Origin of the sequence: Brevibacillus sp. MCWH (assembly GCF_013096935.1) — a bacterium.
GTDB lineage: Bacteria > Bacillota > Bacilli > Brevibacillales > Brevibacillaceae > Brevibacillus > Brevibacillus aydinogluensis.
On the sequence record NZ_SDLF01000005.1, the window covers coordinates 119086 to 137054 of the forward strand.

The following is a 17969-nucleotide window of genomic DNA, read 5'->3' on the forward strand; positions in this document are numbered from 1 at the left end:
TGTAACGGTGCAGCCCGTGTGCATGCGGTCGGCGCTCTACTCCCACTCCTGACCGTCCAGCCCATACGCTTCCAGCTTGTACAGGAGCGCGCGACGGGAGATGCCCAGCCGTTTGGCCGTCCGCAGCCGGTTGCCCCGCTCTTTGCGCAGCGCGCGGACGATCGCTTCCCGCTCCACCTCTGAAATGATGTCCCGCATCGTCCGATTCTCGATGCGGATCGCGGTAAGCCCGTCTGCTGCGCCGACCGGTTCGTTTTCCATCGGGTGCACCTCCACGTGCTCCGGCAAGATGGCCGAGCCGGCGGCCAGCACCAGTGCGCGTTCGATGGTGTTCTCCAGTTGGCGGACGTTGCCCGGCCAGTCATACGCCATCAGGACGTCCAGCGCAGCGGGCGAGAGATAACAGCCCTCCTTGCCCAGTTCCCGACCGTATTTGGCGAGAAAATGCTGCACCAACAGCGGGATGTCTTCCTTGCGTTCCCGCAGCGACGGCATGTGAATGGGAACAACATTCAGCCGGTAGTACAGGTCTTCGCGAAACCGCCCCCGCCGAATCAGCTCCCGCAGGTCCCGGTTGGTGGCCGCGATGATCCGGACGTCGACCGGCACGGGTTCCACGCCGCCCAGCCGAACCAGCGTCCGATCCTGCAGCACACGCAGCAGCTTGACCTGCAGCGGCATGCTCAGTTCGCCCACCTCGTCGAGAAACAGCGTACCGCCGTCCGCCAGCTCAAACAGCCCCGGTTTGCGGCCGGCCGCTCCCGTAAACGCGCCCCGTTCGTACCCGAACAGTTCGCTTTCCAGCAGGGTTTCCGGGATGGCGCCGCAGTTGACGGGAATCAGCGGCTTGGCCGCGCGTGGGCTGTTGGCGTGTATCGCCCTGGCGATCAGCTCCTTGCCCGTTCCGCTCTCTCCCTGGATCAGCACTGTTGCTTTGGTCGTGCTGACCCGCCCGACCAGCTTGTACACCTCCTGCATCGCCGGACTCAATCCCACCAGCCCCGGTTGGTCCGTCCGTTCCTCTGTCTGCCTCCTGGCCACCCCTGCCGATTCGTTCGGCTCGCGCTGATGCATCGCCCTGGCCACCACCTGCTTGATCCGGGCCACGTCAAATGGCTTTTGCACGTAGTCAAACGCTCCCAGCTTCATCGCTTCCATCACGTCTGCGGCTGACCCGTAGGCGGTCATCATCACCACGCTGGGACGCGGCCCATCCACCTGCTGCAGCCGCCTCAGCGTCTCCATGCCATCCGGCTCCGGCATCCGCAGATCCAGGAGCATCACCTCGGGCTGAAAGCTGCGCACCAGTTCCAGCGCTTCCGCTCCGCCAGACGCTTCTCTCGTCTCGTACCCCGCTCTGCGCAGCGCCGTCGTCAGCGCCTTTCGCACATTGGCCTCGTCATCCACCAGCAGCACCCGTTTTTTCATTCTCTTCCTCCTTTCTGTCGGTCCCCGGCAGCATCACAGTAAACCGGACGCCTCCCGGCACGTTGCCTGCGCTGATCTGTCCCCCGAACGCCTGGACGATTCGTTGGGAGATCGCCAACCCCAGCCCCGTCCCGGCCGGTTTGGTGGTAAAAAACGGCTCAAACACGGACAGCAGGTGTTCTTCGGCGATGGGCGGGCCGTCGTTGGTTACGTGAATGCGCGCCTCCCGCTCGTCTCCCTCCGCCTCCACCCTGAGGCTGCCGCCGTTTGGCATCGCCTGTTGTGCGTTGATCAATATGTTGAGAAACACTTGTTTCAACAGTTCGGGCGAGGCCAATACAGCCGGCAGCGAAGCGGCGTACGACTTTTGTACCGAGATGCCCTGCTTGGCCATGCCCGGCTCCACCAGCGCCAACGTCTGGTCCAGCACGTCGCACACGGACGAGGGGACGTGCCGCTCTTCATTGGGGCGGGCGAACAGCAGCAGTTCGTCGGCAAATCGGTTCAGCCGTTCCACTTCTTCCACGATGATACCGGTGTACTCGCGGTTGTCGTGTCCGGGCGGCCATTCTTCCTCGAGGATTTGCGCAAACGCCTTGATCGAGGTCAGCGGATTGCGCACCTCGTGGGCGATGCTGGCGGCCAGCTCCCCCACCACGGCCAGACGTTTCGCCTGCGCCAGTTTGGCCTCCATCCGCTTCCACTCCGTCCGGTCGTCCAGCAGTGCGATGGCTCCCAGCATCTCTCCGGCCGGGCTCCGCCAGATGGAGGTGGTGACGTTGACAACCTGTGCTCCCTGCCCGCTGCGGGCGGGCCGCCACTCCGCGTCCCGGACCGTCCGACCGTGATGCAGGGCATCGGTCAGCGCAGCCACCAGCACCTCTTCCTCGGCAAAGATGTCCGTATAGGTCTGCCCCACCGCCTGCTCTACTGCCAGTCCCGTCATCCGGGCTGCGGCACCGTTCCAGGCCGTGATCCGTCCGCAATGGTCCAGGGCGACGATGCCGCTGTCCATGCTCTGCACGATCGTCTCCGTATGGCTGCGGCTCGCCTGCAGGTCACTGGCCAGCTTGTTGATCGCGTCAGAAATCTCCCCCGGCTCTCCGTCCAGCCGTTTCATGCGAAAGGACAGGTCAAACCGCAGCCGCCTCAATCCCGCCTTGATCTCGGCCAGAATCGTTTCCAGACGGTGCATGAGCAGGCCGCTGGCCGCAGCCGCCACCACGCAGCCGATCCCCAGAATGGCGTAGATGCTCCTCCGCATGCCTGCCAGCTGCACGTCGATGCTGCTCATCAGTTCGTTGGCCCAGGCGTATCCGATGATCCGGCCGTCACGGATCAGGGGAAGCATCGCGTTCATGATGTTTCCCCGCACCTGTTGGCCGACCGCCACCTCGATGACGCCGTCGCGCAGTACCCGCCGCCCGGGGTGGTCGGGAGGGATCGGCTCGCCCACGTAACGACCCGTCTCCTCGCTGGGACCGTACGTCACGATCGCATCCAGGCCCGCCGCGTAATAGCCGACCCCGACCCCCGGATGTGCAGCGGCGAGGCGGTCCGTCAGGGGTGCCAGCGCCCGGTTTAACGCTTCGATCTGCTGCTCACGCGGCGCCGTCAGCATCCCTCGTTCCCGGAGCACGGCGTCAAAATCTTTCGACAATACGTAGTCGAGCTGTTCCGTTACCGCGATCAGTTTTTGCTTTTTCTCCTCCAGCAGCGCCTGCTCGGCCGCTCTCAGCAGCACCGCACCGGTAACGAGAATCGGCAGCACGGTCACGGCGATGACGGAGGCGACAAAGCGGATCCGGTACAGGTATGCTTTCACGTATCAATCACGTCCCTTTTTGCTTTTGCCTTTGGTGTGATCCTATTCTATCATAACAACTGTATCGGAGATTGAGATGCGCGAAAGGAGTTTGTCCATGATTCGAGTCTTGTTTGTCTGTCTCGGCAACATCTGCCGTTCGCCGATGGCGGAAGCCGTCTTCCGCCGGCTGGTGGAGGAGAAAGGGCTGGCGGAGCAAATCGCCATCGATTCGGCAGGCATCGGCGGTTGGCATGCCGGTGAGCCGCCGCACGCCGGCACACGCAAAGTCCTGAGTGAAAAGGGCATCCCGCATGACACCCTGCGGGCCCGTCAGATCACGCCAGCAGATTTTACTGAATTTGACTATATCGTCTGCATGGACGAGGAAAACCTGTCCGCGCTGAAGCGCATGGCCCCGCCCGGCAAAACTGTTTACCGTCTGATGGACTTCGCGCCGCACCTGCCGGAGAGCGACGTGGAAGACCCGTATTACACCGGCCGGTTCGACTACGTCTACCAGTTGGTGGAGGCAGGCTGCCGCGGCCTGCTCGACCACATCCAGGCAAACAAAAGCCCCTCCAAGTGAGGGGCTTTTGCCTTTATACGGGTTAGTTGCACGTACAGAAACGATTTCCATTTTTATCCGTCCTAACTGGTGAATGGGATTCAAAAGGTGGTCAATTCCAGGCTTTTAATGATTGTTTGCACAATACATCCCTGATCTAATTAGACTTGTATTTTGAAAATAAAAGTATTGTAATTATATACCATTTTTGTTAATATGCGGACGAAAGCGTGTTGTTAGGAGGTAGAATATGTTCAAGAGAAAATCTTATACTTTTGCACTGTCGGGTAAAAAATTATTATCTATATCTATAGTTGCTGGATTGATAATTCTTGCAAAAACGGCAAATGCTTATCCTTCTACATATTCATTGGATGTACCGAATATAAAACAAGAAAAAGATCAATGGTGTTGGGCTGGAACTTCAGTGTCTGTCTTAAAATATTATGGAAAAAGTATCAGCCAAACAAGTTTCGTGAATAAGGTGAAAGGAGCTACTCTAAATCTGCCTGCAACGATGTACGAAGTGAAAAGAGGGCTCAATGCCTACGGGGTAAATTCAAGTGTATCCGAATCTCCAATGTCTTTTTCTAGCCTGATCTCCAATATCTATAGCAATGACAATCCTGTCATGGCACTAATTCAATGGACAAGTGGCGGTGGACACTATGTGAATATCGATGGGTATGACGAGGGATCAACTGATTATATCACTTACATGGATCCATGGTATGGAGATCATTTTGTTAAGTCTTACAAATCTTTTAAAAGTAGCAGTTCTCAAACATGGTATGGTCAAGTATACAACTTTAGATCCTTTTAGGTTTGGAAATATTTAAAATAAGGAGGTACAAATGTGCGAAAAATCCTTTTCACATCTGTAATCGTATTGCTCGCTATTGGCTTCTTTGCAATCGGTTATGCCTCTGACAAACCGGAACAGCAGGCGTTGAAGGATTATCAACGTATTCAGAAACAATTTGAAAAAAGCGTGTCAGCGCAAGCATCAATAGACAATCTGAAACTGTCCAACTTTTCGATCCCCATTTTCTTCACACTCACTGCGGAAGAAATCGCTTCATACGAGGGAAAGGAACTGTCAGATATTCTACAGCCATCGGACCAGTGGCTGTGGTTTATGCAGGACAACGGTGAGACAAAAGGTATCGTAATTGCGGACAGCAAGGAGCCGATTCAGATGGGGGGTGAAAATTACAGTAAAGACTTGATGAAATTGTATAAGGCGATTCAACAAAATGATTCAGAAGACAATGATGTTCGTTACTTTGAATTCCAGGGCGGCGGAATCTTTTTGAGCGTCGACAAGAATAAAGAGGAAGTGTGGTTGACCAGCCGGGCAGCCGAGCTATTGAACTTATCACCGTACAAAAAATTGTCACCGGAGACGGTCTTGAAGAAGATGAAAGAGCGAATCACAAATACAAAAGATTTATGGGAAGATATATGGGTAAACTCAAGCGAACAAGAGGGCACTGGCGAACAGTATGAATGAGTTCGGGTTACCATTTTCCCCGTCAGCCTCTTCTTCCAACCGTGCTGTCACTTCGCCCGATTTTGCTGTGTCGGCTGCCGCGGCCTGCTCGACCACATCCAGGCAAACGAAAGCCCCTCTGAGTGAGGGGCTCAGCGTGTAGACAATGTTCGCGGCGCATGGGAGATCGGGCCCGCTCGCTCGCTTGACGCCCAGCACAGAAGCGGATGAAGTCCGCTCCAAAACGAGACGCGGGCAGGGGACAAACATCTGGGTGTTTCGATGAAGTGAGACTTGTGTCCCCTGTTGGTCCCCGCGTCTTCGTTTTTCCGCTGAGCCGGTCGTCAAAGGAGCTCGCTTGGCCCATCTCTCCATGCGATGTACGTTGTCTACAGTTTCGGTTGATGAATGGGCACGCCTTTCGGCCTGGAAATCATTTTCTTATGGACGCTTATTCAATGAACCGTTTGTCTTCAGTCTGAGCCCCTCCAAGTGAGGGGCTTTTGCCGATTGTCCCTTAGTGTCCGACACCCGTATCTAGTCGGTGCTGCCCTTTACAGAAGAAAATAAATCACGAGGGCAACAAGATACAAGTAAACAACTCTTATATTGAATCTTTCGCAAACCTTTTGCAACCAACCTGATACGTATTTGTCGACGACTTTCACCACAAGATACAGGATTGCTGCTGCTATTGTTATACTAATAAATCTATTTTGAACTATGAAATCGAACCATTCATGGGACTTAAACGTTACCAATAAGGAAGCAAAATACAAAAACTTGAAATATGGTTCTTTTGCGTTTTCCATTATTTGAATTTGTTTTAATTCCTTCCTGATCTTCTTCTACCGAATGTTTTTGTAGCAATTTATAGAATTCTTCTACCACTTTTCAGAAAGAGGTGAATTACCTGAAAAGTTAATGCCCTTGTAAAAGTAAGAATATTTTTGTTCTATTTGTTGTTCATTCTTCTGAGATGTACTTACTTTAGAAACTGCAGGGGTAGCATTCACAACAACTGGTGCTGTGAGAGAAAATACCGTTATTAAGGTTAGCACAGATAATGAAACTGTCTTTTTCAAAACATTCCCTCCTTATTTTGGGATTTTTCCATTCCAAATTGTATATATATTACAATAATTTGTAAATATCTTGGTAAGTGGATTTACAATTTTGTCATACCGTTAAACACTTGCGGTCATCAGAAAACCGACGTCAGCTTGCTATTAGTCCGCGATGATGGTCAAGACTCAGGTGGTACTGCTCATCACAAAAAAGGACAGGACAGCGTGTTTTGACGCTGTCCTTTCTCCTGCGTGTCTATCAGGAAGCTTGTACCTGTTTGATAAACTCTTTCATCAACTGCGGCAGATCGTTCCAGGCATGGCCGGAGATCAGGTTGCGGTCCACATGGAAGCGGGTTTCCACGTAAGTCGCCCCGGCTGCTTCCACCTCCGGACGGCAAGCAATGTAGGCGGTCATCTGACGCCCCTTGATCTGGTCAGCGATCACCGTCAAGGCCACGCTGGCGTGACACAGAATCATGATCGGCTTATCCTGTTGGAAGAAATGACGGGCGATGCGGGGAAAATCCTTGTGCATCCGGATGTGTTCCGGAGCGCGCCCGCCCGGAATGATCAGCGCGTCGTATTCTTCCGGGTTGATCTGTTCAAACGAAGCGTGGGCTTCCACCTGGTAGCCCCGTTTTTCCGTAAACGTCTGCCAATCTTCAAAGTCGTGCACGACAGTATGGAGCACCTTTTTATCCGTCGGGGAAGCGATCGTTACCTCAAATCCTTCCTCCAGGCATCGATAGTACGGGTAGTACACTTCCAGTGCTTCGACGGCGTCACCGGTCAGGATCAGCACTTTTTTCGACATTCTGGCTCCACTCCTTTACAATGTGTTTATGTGACAAGCAATATTATAGTCACGTATGCCATACGTCGAAAGCATGCACTTTTTCGTGCGATGGTTACAAAAAGGATACTATTGACGAATTTCAAGCAAACGAGGAGAAGGACATGTCTGACATTCGCAAGGAGATTCAGGAGAAGATCCGCAACGGAGACTTTAACTGCGAGAAGGAACTGACGCTGTCCATTATCAGCGGCAAGTGGAAAATCGTCATCCTGTGGCATCTCGGGGTAGAAGGGCCGCACCGCTTCAGCGAACTGCAGCGGCTGTTCCCCAAAATTACGCACAAGATGCTGACCAACCAATTGAAAGAACTAATCGAGGACGGCATCGTTCATCGGGAAGTCTACCCGGAAGTGCCTCCGCGTGTGGAGTATTCCATGACGGAGCTGGGGATGACCCTGCTGCCCATCATTCAGATGATGTACGAATGGGGAAAAAAACGCATGGCTGCGATCAAAAAAGAGATGGGGCTTGCGGAAGCGGAAGCTGAAACTGAAGAGGTGTCAAAAAAGGGATAGACGCTTGTCGCGCTATCCCTTTGCCTTTGCTTATGGTGATGGTGATGGCTGAACACTGTTTTTCGGCGGTGCCATCAGGTCGCGCAAAATGGCCACTTCCACCCGTCTGTTTTTTGCCCGTCCTTCCGGTGTATCGTTGCTGGCCACCGGATGGTACTCGCCCATGCCGGTCGCGCTGAACTTGCGCGGATCGAGCTGTTTGTTTTCCAGCAGGACTTTTAGGAAGTTGACCGCCCGTTTGACGCTCAAATCCCAGTTGGAGGGAAACTCCGGGCGATGAATCGGGACGTTGTCCGTATGTCCGGTGACGGTCACCTTTTTGGGGTGAGGCACCAGCATCGCTGCCAGTTCCGTCGCCAGCTTCCGCGCTTCCGGCTTAAGGTCGGCCTTGCCGGAATCAAACAGCGCGTTGTCCAGGATGGTGATCAGGAGCCCTTCTTCGGTCATTTGGGTCTGCAGCTTGTCTCCCAGCTTGTTGCTGATAATGTACGCTTCCATCTGCTGCTGCAGCTTTTTCAGGTCTTCCGTTTCCTTGTGAAACGCCTCTTCCAGCTTTCGCTCTTCTTCCGTCTTGTTTCGTTCGGCCTGCTGCCCCTTGTGCAGCGTCTGCTGGGGGAGGGTGGGATCGAGCGGCACCGGGCTCGGCTGATCCAGTACGCTGATCCCGCCGTTTAGTGCGACGTTGAAGGAGCGGACCAGTTGGTCAAATTTTTGCGCATCCAGCTTGCTGGACGCAAACAGGACGATGAACAGCGCGAGCAAAAGCGTCAGCAGGTCTGCATACGGAATCAGCCAGGTTTCGTCCATGTGCTCTTCGTGACGTACCTGACGTTTGAGTCGTCTAGCCATTTACCACGGCCTCCTCCTCCTTCTTCACATCCCTCGCCTCCACGCGTTCCTGGGTCGGGATGTAGACCAGGAGCTTTTGCTCAATAGCCGCCGGGGATACGCCCGCCTGAATGGAGAGCAGCCCCTCCACCATGATTTTCTTAATTTCGATTTCCTGTTTGGATTTGCGCTTCAGCTTGTTGGAGAACGGGTGCCACAGCACGTAACCCGTAAAAATACCGAGCAGCGTAGCGACGAACGCCGCCGCGATGGATTGCCCCAGCACATCTACGTCGCTCATGTTGGTCAGCGCGGCAATCAGGCCGACCACCGCCCCCAATACCCCGAGAGTCGGGGCGTAGCTGCCCGCCTGGGAAAAAATTTGCGCGCCCGCTTGATGGCGCTCCTCGATCGAATGAATTTCTTCATTGAGCACGTCGCGAACAAACTCCGGTTCGCCACCGTCAATGATCATCTTCATGCCGTTTCTCAGGAACGGATCTTCAATCTCGTCGGAGGTGTTTTCCAGCGCCAGCAGGCCTTCGCGGCGGGCAATGGATGCCCAGTGCATGAACTGGTCGATCAACTCCCGCTTGGACGGCAGCTTTTGTTCGGTAAACAGCACGCGAAACAGCGCCGGTATCCGTTTGATCTCCGACAGGGGAAACGCGTTGAACACGGAGGCAGCCGTACCCACGATGATAATCATAAATGCTGCCGGATTGATTAACGATGTCAGGCTGGCGTTTTTCAGCACCATTCCGACACCAACTGCGAGGATGCCTAGTACAATACCGATCCAGGTCGACTTTTCCATGGTGACACTCCCTACTTCCCGTAATCAAAAATCTCTCTATATATGGTTTCGGTATTTCTGCTCCGGGTTGTGAGAGGAAGTTGAGGAAAAATCGAAACTCTTTGTTACACCGCTAACGCAAAACGGCTTTAGGCAAACCACTGGGTCAGCCCGATCATGACCAGGAGGCCGAGAATAAACGAAAAGGTGGCCGACCGCGCGTGCCCGTCTCCATGACTCTCGGGAATCAGTTCCTTGTAGACAATAAACAGCATCGCGCCGGCGGCAAACGACAGGCCGTAAGGGACCAGCCCCTCCACAAGCGCCGTCAGATGGTAGCCGACCAAGGCAGAGACAACCTCCACCGATCCGGTCAGCGTGGCGAGCAGGAACGCCTTGAAGCGGCTTACCTGCTGATTAATCAGAAACAGCGCGACGAGAAAGCCCTCCGGGGCATTTTGCACCCCGATCGCAAAAGCGATCAGACCGCCCAGTCCGGGATGCTCGGCAGAGTAGCTCACTCCTACGGAGAGCCCCTCCGGTATGTTGTGCAGCGTGATGGCTGACAGAATCAACACCGCCTGCGTATCCATCGAGATGTTGACGCGCGTGTGCTCCAGGTCAATGTGCGGAATGAGGCTTTCCAGCACGGTCAGCACAAGCGTTCCGGTCAACACGCCGAGACAGACGACGACAAACTGCTCGTTCGCCAGCGCCTGCGGAATGAGACTGAAGGTGGCGGCCGCCATCATGATGCCCGCTGTAAAGGCAAGCAGGATATCCCGCCAGCGGTGTGTCACCGAATGAAAGAAGAGAATCGGCAAGGCTCCTAAACCCGTCGCCAACGCCGACAGCAAACTGCCGATGACCAGTTGTTCCATTCCCACTCCTCCAGCGCTTTGAGTCCACGATACCCACATGATACCACGGAGAGCGGACCAGAAGGAAACACTTGGCTGCCCGTCAATCCCGGGTCCTCCCGGCTCCCGCTTGCAGGCAGAAACAGCGCCGTAATAACGGCGCTGTCAGCGTGTAGACAAAGTCCGTGGTGCATGGGTAATGGGGCCCACTCGCTCTCTTGACGACCAGCAACGAAGTCGATAGAGTCCGCTCCAAAACGCGACGCGGTCAGGGGGCAAACATCTGGGTATTTCGACGAAGTGAGACTTGTGCCCCCTGTATTCCCCGCGTCTTGCGTCTTTTCGCTTTGCAGGTCGTCAAAGGAGCTCGCTTTGCCCCATCACCCCATGCCATGTACTTTTTCTCCACCTTCGGTTGATTAATGTGCAGGCCTTGCGGCCTGGAAACGATGGGAAAATCGGTTCCTTGGGAAACTACATCATAAATAAAAGCAGTTTGTCTTCAGTCTGACAGCGCCGTAATAACGGCGCTGTCAGTGTCCGAGAGCAAGTATCTGCTGAATCCGCGATTCTTCGTTCAAAAGCGGGCAGGTGTAGCAGTATCGGCCGCTCGCCAGGCAGTGCTGGAAGCAGCATTGGCGGCGAATGCGAATCTGCCGGTCCGGCTGCTTGGGATGCGAGACGACGGTAAAGTTGGTGTCAAGCGGATTGCCTGTGGTGAGGCCAAACAGGTCCGGCCCGGCTTGACGGCACAGAAAACGGAAATCGGCGGCAAGCTGACCGCGAAGCGCAGCCAGTTCTTCCCGCTGCTGCCACTCCTCGTAATAGTAGTGCACGATGTAGGCGGTATGCGCCCACAAAACCTTGGCGTGAATGCCGGTAACCGCAGACAGGGTCGCAATCAGCGGGTGAATTGTCTCCGCAAAAAAGCGGCGCAGCACCTGTTCCCGCCAGACGTCCCGCCCCTGTCCGCCGGGCGTGCTGACACTCCCATCCCGCAGGACAAACCGGGGAAGGGCCCAGTTTTTCTCAGCAGTCAAAAGAATGTTGCCCAGCGATAAATCAAGCCCGGCCGAATAGACGGACATGGCGTACAAACCGCCGCACAGTACGGTCAGGAAGCGTTTGAAGAAGATGGACGCGGTCACCACGGGCGTGGGGGAACCGATCTGTTCACCCAGCTGGCGCAAAAACGGCTTGACGGTCTCTTTCTGCAGCAGACCGTCTGCGGCAAACACCAGCGGCGCAGTCACTTCGCCTGCGATCGAGAGGCGGTACGTTTGTTCCAAAACGGACAGATTCAATTCGGCGGACATGGGCGACTTCCTTTCGTGTTCTCTCCTTGGCATTATATTCAGCTATAATGATTTTCATTATCATCTTTCTTGCTGACATCCATTATAAGCCGCCCACCCTCCCGGCACAAGGGCACGACGACGAAATCAGCACAATCGATGCATACGATTGCCATATACCGCCAGAATAACAATGTAAGCACGTAAAGGAGGGTTGTTATGTCACTGATTCCTTATGAACCATTTCGCCATCTGGAGAACGTGCGCCGCGAGCTGGACCGTTTCTTTACCACCGGAATGCCCGGCCTCTTCGCCGGCACGGAGGGGTTCCTGGCCACTCCCCGCATTGACGTGTACGAAACGGATACGGAAGTGGTCGCGACGTGTGACATCCCCGGTCTGGAAAAAAAGGAAGACGTGCAGATCGATATCGAGAACAACGTCCTGACCATATCCGGCAGCATCAACAAGGTCAACGAGGTGAAGGAAAACCGGATGCACCGGCAGGAGCGGTTCTCCGGCCACTTTTCCCGCTCCGTTACGCTCCCTGCCCGTGTCTCTTCCGAAGGGGTAAAAGCCACCTACAAAAACGGCGTCCTGGAAGTGCGCATTCCCAAAGCGCATCCGGATGAGAAGCGGCGCATTGACGTGGAGTTTCACTAGGTCCCGCCAGCATGGAAACACGCCTCCCCGCACAGGGAGGCGTAGTTTTTTGGACCAGGCACTCTGGTCAGGAGGCGGAAAACTGTCACGGGAAGTCGTGTTGTGCGGCTTACGTTCGTTACACCATGTCTGTGACCGGTACGTTTTCCCCAGTTCCGCATGAGCCCAAATAGTGGCGAAAACTGTTCTTTCCACTACTCCCGCCTCTCCTCACAGATAATCAGTGGGGCGAAAGGGAAGCTCGACCTGCGCGCGCTTGTGTAGGATAATGGAACAAACACAAAAGAGACAAAGAATTGCGAAACAGGGTAACGGGAAAAGGAGGAACCCATCGTGCGACACTACGACGCGATTGTCATCGGAGCCGGTTCAATGGGCATGGCAGCGGGGTATTACCTGGCCCGGCAAGGAGTGAAAACACTGCTCCTGGATTCCGGCGATCCGCCTCACCAGTGGGGGAGCCATCACGGGGATACCCGAATCATCCGGTACGCATACGGCGAAGGCAGGCAGTACGTGCCGCTGGCGCTGAGGGCCAAAGAGCTGTGGGCTGAGCTGGCCGAAGAAACGGGAAAGCGCCTGTTCGTGCAAACGGGCGTACTCAGCGCGGGGCCTGCGGACGCGCCGTTCCTACGAGAGGTGCAGGAGAGTGCAGCGCAATACTCGCTGCCGCTGGAAGTGCTGGACGCGGGGAATGTCGGACAGCGCTGGCCGGGCATCCGTCTGCCCGCAGAGTTTCTCGGTTGTTTTGAACCGACAGCGGGCGTTCTCTACAGCGAAGAGTGCATCCGCGCCTACCGCAACCGGGCGCTGGCTGCCGGAGCGGAGCTGCGCACCGGCGAGCGGGTGACCGGCATTCAGGCAAAGAGCGACAGTGTCAGCGTGCAAACGCAAACCGACACCTACAGCGGGAGCGCGCTGCTGATCAGCGCCGGCGCCTGGAGCGCAGGGCTTTTGGTCTCGCTCGGCCTCTCCCTGCCGCTCACTCCCACCCGCAAAACCGTCTCCTGGTTTGCTGCGGACGAACAGCTGTACAGCAGCGACCGCTTTCCGGCCTTCCTTTTCACGCTGGCCGATTCGATGTTTTACGGTTTTCCCAGCCTGGACGGCGCGGGGGTCAAGATAGGGCGGCACGACGGCGGGCAGCCGGCCGACCCGGACCAGCTGGACCGGACCTTTGGCCTTTATCCCTCGGACGAAGCGGATACGCGGTCGTTCCTGGAACGGTATATGCCCCAGGCTGCCGGACCGCTTCGCCAGGGCAAGGTCTGCCTGTACACCTATACGCCTGACGAACACTTCATCATAGATCGTCATCCCGAATATCCCCATATCGTCATCGCCGCCGGTTTTTCCGGTCACGGCTTTAAATTCGCCAGCGCCGTGGGAGAAGCAGCCAGCCAGTTGATCACCCGGGGAACATCAGAGATCGACCTGTCCCTGTTTCGAGTGACCCGCTTCTGAACAAATTGCACGCAAACAGCCTCGCCCAAGTCAGGGGCGAGGCTCAGCGTGCAGACAGCTACACCTCCCAAACGGACGAGCCGATCCGAGCGATAACCAGCTCCCATGCCGGCAGCGGCTCTGCATGTGAAGCCTGGGCGAACGAGCTGCCCTCAAACTGGGACAGGTACGCAAACCCGGGCCGCGTCACCAGATCAGACAGGAAGGCCGACCGGGTGGCGCCCGGTCTCCGCTGCCGGTTGAGATGGCGAATGAACATCTCGGCGGGACCGATGCCGATGCCGTGACCGTAGTACTCCCCTCCTCCCAGCACCACTGCATTCTCTCCCTGCCACTCCGGTGTGGACGGATCGAAGTCGGGATTTTCAAAATACACAATGTCTCCCGGCAGGAAGGACCTCGTCCGAACCGTTGTCAACCGCAGGTCCTGGTCATACCGCCAATCGTACAGAAGCAACCCGGAAAACAGCCGGTCAAAGTCGGACCGCCGTATCGATTGCAGCACGGCGTAGTAGATTATGACCACCATCGCCGTGGCGCATTCCAGCGCGTAGGCCCGGCCGCGGCGGAAAATATCCTCGATGGCGACGGACGGCGGCACGTTTTCCCGGAGCAGGCACCCGCCGTACTCGGTTTTGATCCAAAACTCCTCGTTGCACCTCGTCCGTTCGAAAGTGGCGAATGCCAGTCCGCTGTGGGCAAGTGCCACTGCTGATTTCACCAACCGCTCGCGCAACTTCAGTTCAAACCGCAAGACCTGGGCAGAGGGATAGGCGTATACGTCCCGGCTGCGCGCCATGGCCGTCACCACTTCCCGCTGTCCCCCGGATAACGACCACGCTCCCAGTAACTCGGACGGATCGACCGGCGAACCTGCGATTGTAATCATGCGATCACCCCTCTCTTACCGGATCCTTGTAAATGTCTATGCAACGAGACGGTGAATATCACCCCCATCTCTGCTGCGGATCACAAGTCGAGGAGTGCATTCTCGCTAGGCGAGCCACATCTGAATGGCCGGCAGCAGGAGAAATACCCACACGACCGAGATGAGCGCGCCGGCGATTACGGCCAGCGTCGAGGAGCTTCCCGCCAGATCCCCCCGCTCAAACGCCTTGACCATGCCCAGCACATGTGCCCCCATGCCGTACATCAGCCCGATCGACTCGGGCCGGTTAAGCGCGCAGCGTTTGATGATCACCGGTGCCATAAAGACGCCCGCATAACTGGTCAGCATGCAAAACACGGCTGTCAGCGACGGCACTCCGCCGATCGCCTGCGACAAGCCGACGGCGATCGGCATGGTGACGGAACGGGGGATCACGCTGATGGCCGCCGTTTCCCCCAGGCCCACGAGCATCGTCGTCGAGACACCCGCGATGATGGACACCAGCGATCCGGCAGCCAGACTCAATATGATGATCTGCCAGTTGGCGGCAAGAATCGGCCAATTCCGGTACAGAGGGACGGCAAACGCCACTGTCACGACACCCAGCATTTCGTGTAAAATGGAAGCGTTTTCAATGTACACCTCGTAAGGAAGACCGGAGACAGCCAGCACCCCGATCACCGCCGCCGGAGTCAGCACGGCGGGAGAAAACAGCAGGCCCGGTCTGCGTCGATTTATCCGCTTGCTGAGCCAATAAAAGAGAACAGTCAGCGGCAAACTACACACGCTCCACGCAATCACGCCGCTTCCCCTCCCTCATCCGGTGCAGCCGTTCCGCTATGACACCGGTGGAAACCATCACCAGTGCGGTTCCGCTCAACACGACGAGCAGCACCAACAATCCCTTTGTCCCCAACAGCCACGGGACCTGCACAATCCCGACGATCGTCGGCACAAAGAACAGGATCATCTCGCCAAAGAGCAGCGCCGCTCCCGCTTCCACCCACGTGAGCCGCACCCATCCCGCCTGCAGGGCAACAAACAGCAGCATCATCCCGATCAGGGAGCCGGGCACGTGCAGGTGAAATACCGCCGCGACCGCCTTTCCCAACCAGGAAAACAGGAGCAGAAGCAGCATCTGCGGGATTGCTTGCAGCCATTTTTTCATCGGGACCGCCTCCTACGGACATGCCACATTGTTACGTTCATTCTACGCCGTCCCGATTTCATTCGTACAATACATAATTGTCATCAACTCCATGCCTTGTGGTTATGATGCAAGGTGCTGTTGAACAAAGGCGACAAACGCCCGTGCCGCGCGCGACAAATAGCCGTCCTTGCGGTAGATCAGCGCGTAATGCCAGTCGATCGGCGGCGAAGAGATGCGGACCATTTTCAAAAGACTGTTGTTGAGCCGTCTGGCTACGGAGCGGGGAACCAGTGAGATGCCCAGTCGGGTCGCGACCATTTCCCCGACGAAATCCCAGAGCGAACTCATGTAGGCGACCTGCGGTTCAAACCCGGAGCGCCTGCACGCCTGCCGAACCACATCGTGCAGGGCGTACTCCTCGGTGAACAGGATAAACGACTCGTCCTTCAATTCCGCCAGACTGACCGACTCCCTGGCGGAAAGCCAATGCTCCCGGTGAACGATGGCAACCAGGTCCTCCGCCGCGAGCGGAACGGCGACAAATGATTGCGTGTTGACCGGAAGCACCGTCAGCCCGACGTCGATGTGCCCCTGCTCCACCTGCACCTCCAGCCGCTTGGCGCTGTACTCCCTCATCTCCAGGTCGATGCCGGGGTATTCCTGTTTGAACCGAGCAATCACCTGGGGCAGCAGCAGCGATCCGACCGTCGGCATCATGCCGATTTTGACCCTGCCCCGCTGCAGGTTTCTCATTTCGGCCACAGAGGCATAGAGGCTCTCCATCAGCTGAAGCATTTTGGTCGCATGCTCGTACACCAATTCGCCTGCATCGGTCAGTTTCATCTTCCGGTCGCTTCGCTCCAGAAGCGTCACCCCGAGCTCCGCTTCCAGACTTTTGATCACCTTGCTGATGGACGGCTGGGAGACGTGCAGGACCTCCGCCGCCCGCGTAAAGCTCCGCTGTTTCACCACTTCGGCAAAATACTGAAGCTGCCTGATGTCCATCGCTCTGCCCCCTCTTCGCGCAGCTTGTCTGTCCTTCCAGCTTACCACACATGTCAGCGCGCGCAGAAATCCTCCCGCTCCCGCCTCCAGGTCCGCATTCGATTTCCCGGGGAACTGTCGCTGTCTGTCCACTCCCCCAAAAAAGAAACCACCCGCAGTCCGGATGGTTGGCGTCTTCCGGCGCTAGCGGATGGCGTTCCAGTCGTATGGCGTCTCCTGGTAGACGTAGTAGTTGAGCCAGTTGGAAAACAGCAGATTGGCATGGGCACGCCAGTTTACCACCGGCGGCTGGCTGGGATCGTCGTTGGGGAAATAGTTTTTGGGAATGGCGATGTCCAGGCCCTTGCTGCGGTCGCGCTCGTACTCGTCACGCAGCGTCCCCTGATCGTATTCCGAGTGGCCGGTGACAAAGATCTGCCGGCCGTCCTTGGTGGCCACGATGTAAACGCCCGCTTCTTCCGATTCGGAAAGGATCTCCAGCTCGGCCACCTTTTCGATGTCCTCCCGCCGGTTTTCCGTATGGCGCGAGTGGGGGATGTAGAACACGCTGTCAAATCCCCGGCACAGCTTGACGTTTGGCTTGTTTACCGTGTGCGCAAAGACGCCGAACAGCTTCTCGGGCAGCGGGTGCTTGGGCACGCCAAAATGATGGTACAACCCCGCCTGCGCCCCCCAACAGATATGCAGCGTGGAGGTGACGTTGGTCAGCTTCCAGTCGAGAATCTGCTGCAGTTCCTTCCAGTAGGTGACCTCGTGAAACGGCAGTTGTTCAACCGGCGCGCCGGTGATGATCATGCCGTCAAACTTTTCGTCCTTGATCTCTTCAAAAGTCTTGTAAAACGTGGACAGGTGCTCAGCCGGGGTGTTTTTGGAGGTGTGGCTGCCGGGATGGAGCAAAACGATTTCCACCTGCAGCGGCGTGTTCCCCAAAAGGCGGAGCAGCTGGGTTTCCGTCGTCTGTTTGACCGGCATCAGATTCAGGATGACGATGCGCAGCGGCCGAATGTCCTGCGTAAAGGCCCTGCTTTCCTTCATGACAAAAATGTTTTCTCTTGCCAATATCTCTGTTGCCGGCAGTTCGTCAGGTAATTTGATTGGCATGGTTCTCCCCCTTCCATCCGTCGCAGTGATGTCCGCAAGACAGTAATCCGACAAATTCGACAAGTATACTTTTCTTTCCTGCTTCCAGAATAGGTTCAAGGAAAGAAAATGATGACAATTTGTGCAGCAAAAACCCCCAACCACCAGCGGGTCAAGGGCAGATGCCATGATCGTGTGCAATCGCG

The 17969-nt window shown here is 56.2% G+C and carries 19 protein-coding genes; 6 read left to right on the top strand and 13 right to left on the bottom strand.

Annotation, left to right across the window (positions count from 1 at the left end):
* Positions 1–36: 36 nt before the first annotated feature.
* Positions 37–1428 carry a sigma-54-dependent transcriptional regulator gene (locus tag ETC00_RS06495; protein WP_171565151.1) on the bottom strand — a complete coding sequence of 464 codons (1392 nt, stop codon included), beginning with the start codon at positions 1426–1428 and terminating at the stop codon, positions 37–39.
* Positions 1400–3253: a two-component system sensor histidine kinase AtoS gene (atoS, locus tag ETC00_RS06500; RefSeq protein ID WP_171565152.1), complete on the bottom strand. Its 1854-nt coding sequence runs from the start codon at positions 3251–3253 to the stop codon at positions 1400–1402. Before atoS ends, ETC00_RS06495 begins: the two co-directional genes overlap by 29 nt.
* Positions 3254–3350: 97 nt before the next feature.
* Between atoS and ETC00_RS06505 the strand changes: the two genes are divergently transcribed.
* From ETC00_RS06505 to ETC00_RS06515, 3 genes are all read left to right on the top strand, one after another.
* Positions 3351–3821, top strand: coding sequence for a low molecular weight protein-tyrosine-phosphatase (locus ETC00_RS06505; protein ID WP_171565153.1), 471 nt, complete (start codon positions 3351–3353; stop codon positions 3819–3821).
* A 229-nt stretch (positions 3822–4050) separates the two neighbouring features.
* Positions 4051–4623: a C39 family peptidase gene (locus ETC00_RS06510; RefSeq protein ID WP_171565154.1), complete on the top strand. Its 573-nt coding sequence runs from the start codon at positions 4051–4053 to the stop codon at positions 4621–4623.
* A 33-nt stretch (positions 4624–4656) separates the two neighbouring features.
* Positions 4657–5313: a hypothetical protein gene (locus tag ETC00_RS06515; RefSeq protein ID WP_171565155.1), complete on the top strand. Its 657-nt coding sequence runs from the start codon at positions 4657–4659 to the stop codon at positions 5311–5313.
* 863 nt (positions 5314–6176) lie between these two features.
* Here the strand turns inward: ETC00_RS06515 and ETC00_RS06520 are convergent.
* Positions 6177–6377: a hypothetical protein gene (locus ETC00_RS06520; protein ID WP_171565156.1), complete on the bottom strand. Its 201-nt coding sequence runs from the start codon at positions 6375–6377 to the stop codon at positions 6177–6179.
* A gap of 241 nt (positions 6378–6618) precedes the next feature.
* On the bottom strand, positions 6619–7176 hold the full coding sequence (locus ETC00_RS06525) for a DJ-1/PfpI family protein (RefSeq protein WP_171565158.1): 558 nt from the start codon (positions 7174–7176) through the stop codon (positions 6619–6621).
* Positions 7177–7319: 143 nt separating this feature from the next.
* On the opposite strand from ETC00_RS06525, the gene ETC00_RS06530 reads away from it, so the two are divergent.
* Positions 7320–7733: a winged helix-turn-helix transcriptional regulator gene (locus tag ETC00_RS06530; protein ID WP_171565160.1), complete on the top strand. Its 414-nt coding sequence runs from the start codon at positions 7320–7322 to the stop codon at positions 7731–7733.
* A gap of 30 nt (positions 7734–7763) precedes the next feature.
* Here ETC00_RS06530 and motB read toward each other — a convergent pair whose 3' ends face one another.
* The 4 genes from motB to ETC00_RS06550 all read right to left on the bottom strand — a co-directional run bounded on the left by motB (position 7764) and on the right by ETC00_RS06550 (position 11533).
* Positions 7764–8582 carry a flagellar motor protein MotB gene (gene motB / locus ETC00_RS06535; protein ID WP_171565161.1) on the bottom strand — a complete coding sequence of 273 codons (819 nt, stop codon included), beginning with the start codon at positions 8580–8582 and terminating at the stop codon, positions 7764–7766.
* Positions 8575–9378 (bottom strand): flagellar motor stator protein MotA, encoded by an 804-nt coding sequence (gene motA, locus ETC00_RS06540; protein WP_171565163.1) that lies wholly within the window; start codon positions 9376–9378, stop codon positions 8575–8577. Before motA ends, motB begins: the two co-directional genes overlap by 8 nt.
* A 128-nt stretch (positions 9379–9506) precedes the next feature.
* A complete protein-coding gene (locus ETC00_RS06545; protein WP_171565165.1) occupies positions 9507–10238 on the bottom strand; it encodes a ZIP family metal transporter in 732 nt (243 codons plus the stop codon).
* A gap of 512 nt (positions 10239–10750) precedes the next feature.
* A complete protein-coding gene (locus ETC00_RS06550; RefSeq protein WP_171565167.1) occupies positions 10751–11533 on the bottom strand; it encodes an IucA/IucC family C-terminal-domain containing protein in 783 nt (260 codons plus the stop codon).
* 198 nt (positions 11534–11731) lie between these two features.
* On the opposite strand from ETC00_RS06550, the gene ETC00_RS06555 reads away from it, so the two are divergent.
* Together ETC00_RS06555 and solA are read left to right on the top strand one after the other, a co-directional pair.
* Positions 11732–12175 carry an Hsp20/alpha crystallin family protein gene (locus ETC00_RS06555; protein WP_171565168.1) on the top strand — a complete coding sequence of 148 codons (444 nt, stop codon included), beginning with the start codon at positions 11732–11734 and terminating at the stop codon, positions 12173–12175.
* Between the two features lie 333 nt (positions 12176–12508).
* Complete coding sequence (gene solA, locus ETC00_RS06560; RefSeq protein ID WP_171565170.1) at positions 12509–13639, top strand: N-methyl-L-tryptophan oxidase; 1131 nt, start codon at positions 12509–12511, stop codon at positions 13637–13639.
* A gap of 58 nt (positions 13640–13697) precedes the next feature.
* Here the strand turns inward: solA and ETC00_RS06565 are convergent, their stop codons facing one another.
* The 5 genes from ETC00_RS06565 to metA all read right to left on the bottom strand — a co-directional run bounded on the left by ETC00_RS06565 (position 13698) and on the right by metA (position 17784).
* Entirely contained in the window at positions 13698–14528 is an 831-nt protein-coding gene (locus ETC00_RS06565; protein WP_171565172.1) for a protein-glutamine gamma-glutamyltransferase, read from the bottom strand.
* Between the two features lie 105 nt (positions 14529–14633).
* The gene (locus ETC00_RS06570) at positions 14634–15329 is read right to left on the bottom strand and encodes an LrgB family protein (RefSeq protein WP_171565173.1); all 696 of its coding nucleotides are present in this window, start codon (positions 15327–15329) and stop codon (positions 14634–14636) included.
* Positions 15307–15696 carry a CidA/LrgA family protein gene (locus ETC00_RS06575; RefSeq protein WP_171565175.1) on the bottom strand — a complete coding sequence of 130 codons (390 nt, stop codon included), beginning with the start codon at positions 15694–15696 and terminating at the stop codon, positions 15307–15309. The genes ETC00_RS06570 and ETC00_RS06575 overlap by 23 nt, the downstream gene beginning before the upstream one ends.
* Before the next feature lie 102 nt (positions 15697–15798).
* The gene (locus ETC00_RS06580) at positions 15799–16683 is read right to left on the bottom strand and encodes a LysR family transcriptional regulator (protein ID WP_171565177.1); all 885 of its coding nucleotides are present in this window, start codon (positions 16681–16683) and stop codon (positions 15799–15801) included.
* A 183-nt stretch (positions 16684–16866) separates the two neighbouring features.
* Positions 16867–17784 carry a homoserine O-acetyltransferase MetA gene (gene metA / locus ETC00_RS06585; protein ID WP_171565179.1) on the bottom strand — a complete coding sequence of 306 codons (918 nt, stop codon included), beginning with the start codon at positions 17782–17784 and terminating at the stop codon, positions 16867–16869.
* Positions 17785–17969: the final 185 nt, after the last annotated feature.

Excerpts from the sequence above, each read along its gene's own strand:
- ETC00_RS06505 (WP_171565153.1), top strand. The coding sequence starts at position 3,351 with ATGATTCGAGTCTTGTTTGTCTGTCTCGGCAACATCTGCCGTTCGCCG.
- motB (WP_171565161.1), bottom strand. The coding sequence starts at position 8,582 with ATGGCTAGACGACTCAAACGTCAGGTACGTCACGAAGAGCACATGGAC.
- ETC00_RS06555 (WP_171565168.1), top strand. The coding sequence starts at position 11,732 with ATGTCACTGATTCCTTATGAACCATTTCGCCATCTGGAGAACGTGCGC.
- ETC00_RS06580 (WP_171565177.1), bottom strand. The coding sequence starts at position 16,683 with ATGGACATCAGGCAGCTTCAGTATTTTGCCGAAGTGGTGAAACAGCGG.
- ETC00_RS06525 (WP_171565158.1), bottom strand. The coding sequence starts at position 7,176 with ATGTCGAAAAAAGTGCTGATCCTGACCGGTGACGCCGTCGAAGCACTG.
- ETC00_RS06545 (WP_171565165.1), bottom strand. The coding sequence starts at position 10,238 with ATGGAACAACTGGTCATCGGCAGTTTGCTGTCGGCGTTGGCGACGGGT.
- ETC00_RS06575 (WP_171565175.1), bottom strand. The coding sequence starts at position 15,696 with ATGAAAAAATGGCTGCAAGCAATCCCGCAGATGCTGCTTCTGCTCCTG.
- ETC00_RS06565 (WP_171565172.1), bottom strand. The coding sequence starts at position 14,528 with ATGATTACAATCGCAGGTTCGCCGGTCGATCCGTCCGAGTTACTGGGA.
- ETC00_RS06495 (WP_171565151.1), bottom strand. The coding sequence starts at position 1,428 with ATGAAAAAACGGGTGCTGCTGGTGGATGACGAGGCCAATGTGCGAAAG.
- ETC00_RS06510 (WP_171565154.1), top strand. The coding sequence starts at position 4,051 with ATGTTCAAGAGAAAATCTTATACTTTTGCACTGTCGGGTAAAAAATTA.
- metA (WP_171565179.1), bottom strand. The coding sequence starts at position 17,784 with ATGCCAATCAAATTACCTGACGAACTGCCGGCAACAGAGATATTGGCA.
- ETC00_RS06550 (WP_171565167.1), bottom strand. The coding sequence starts at position 11,533 with ATGTCCGCCGAATTGAATCTGTCCGTTTTGGAACAAACGTACCGCCTC.
- ETC00_RS06530 (WP_171565160.1), top strand. The coding sequence starts at position 7,320 with ATGTCTGACATTCGCAAGGAGATTCAGGAGAAGATCCGCAACGGAGAC.
- motA (WP_171565163.1), bottom strand. The coding sequence starts at position 9,378 with ATGGAAAAGTCGACCTGGATCGGTATTGTACTAGGCATCCTCGCAGTT.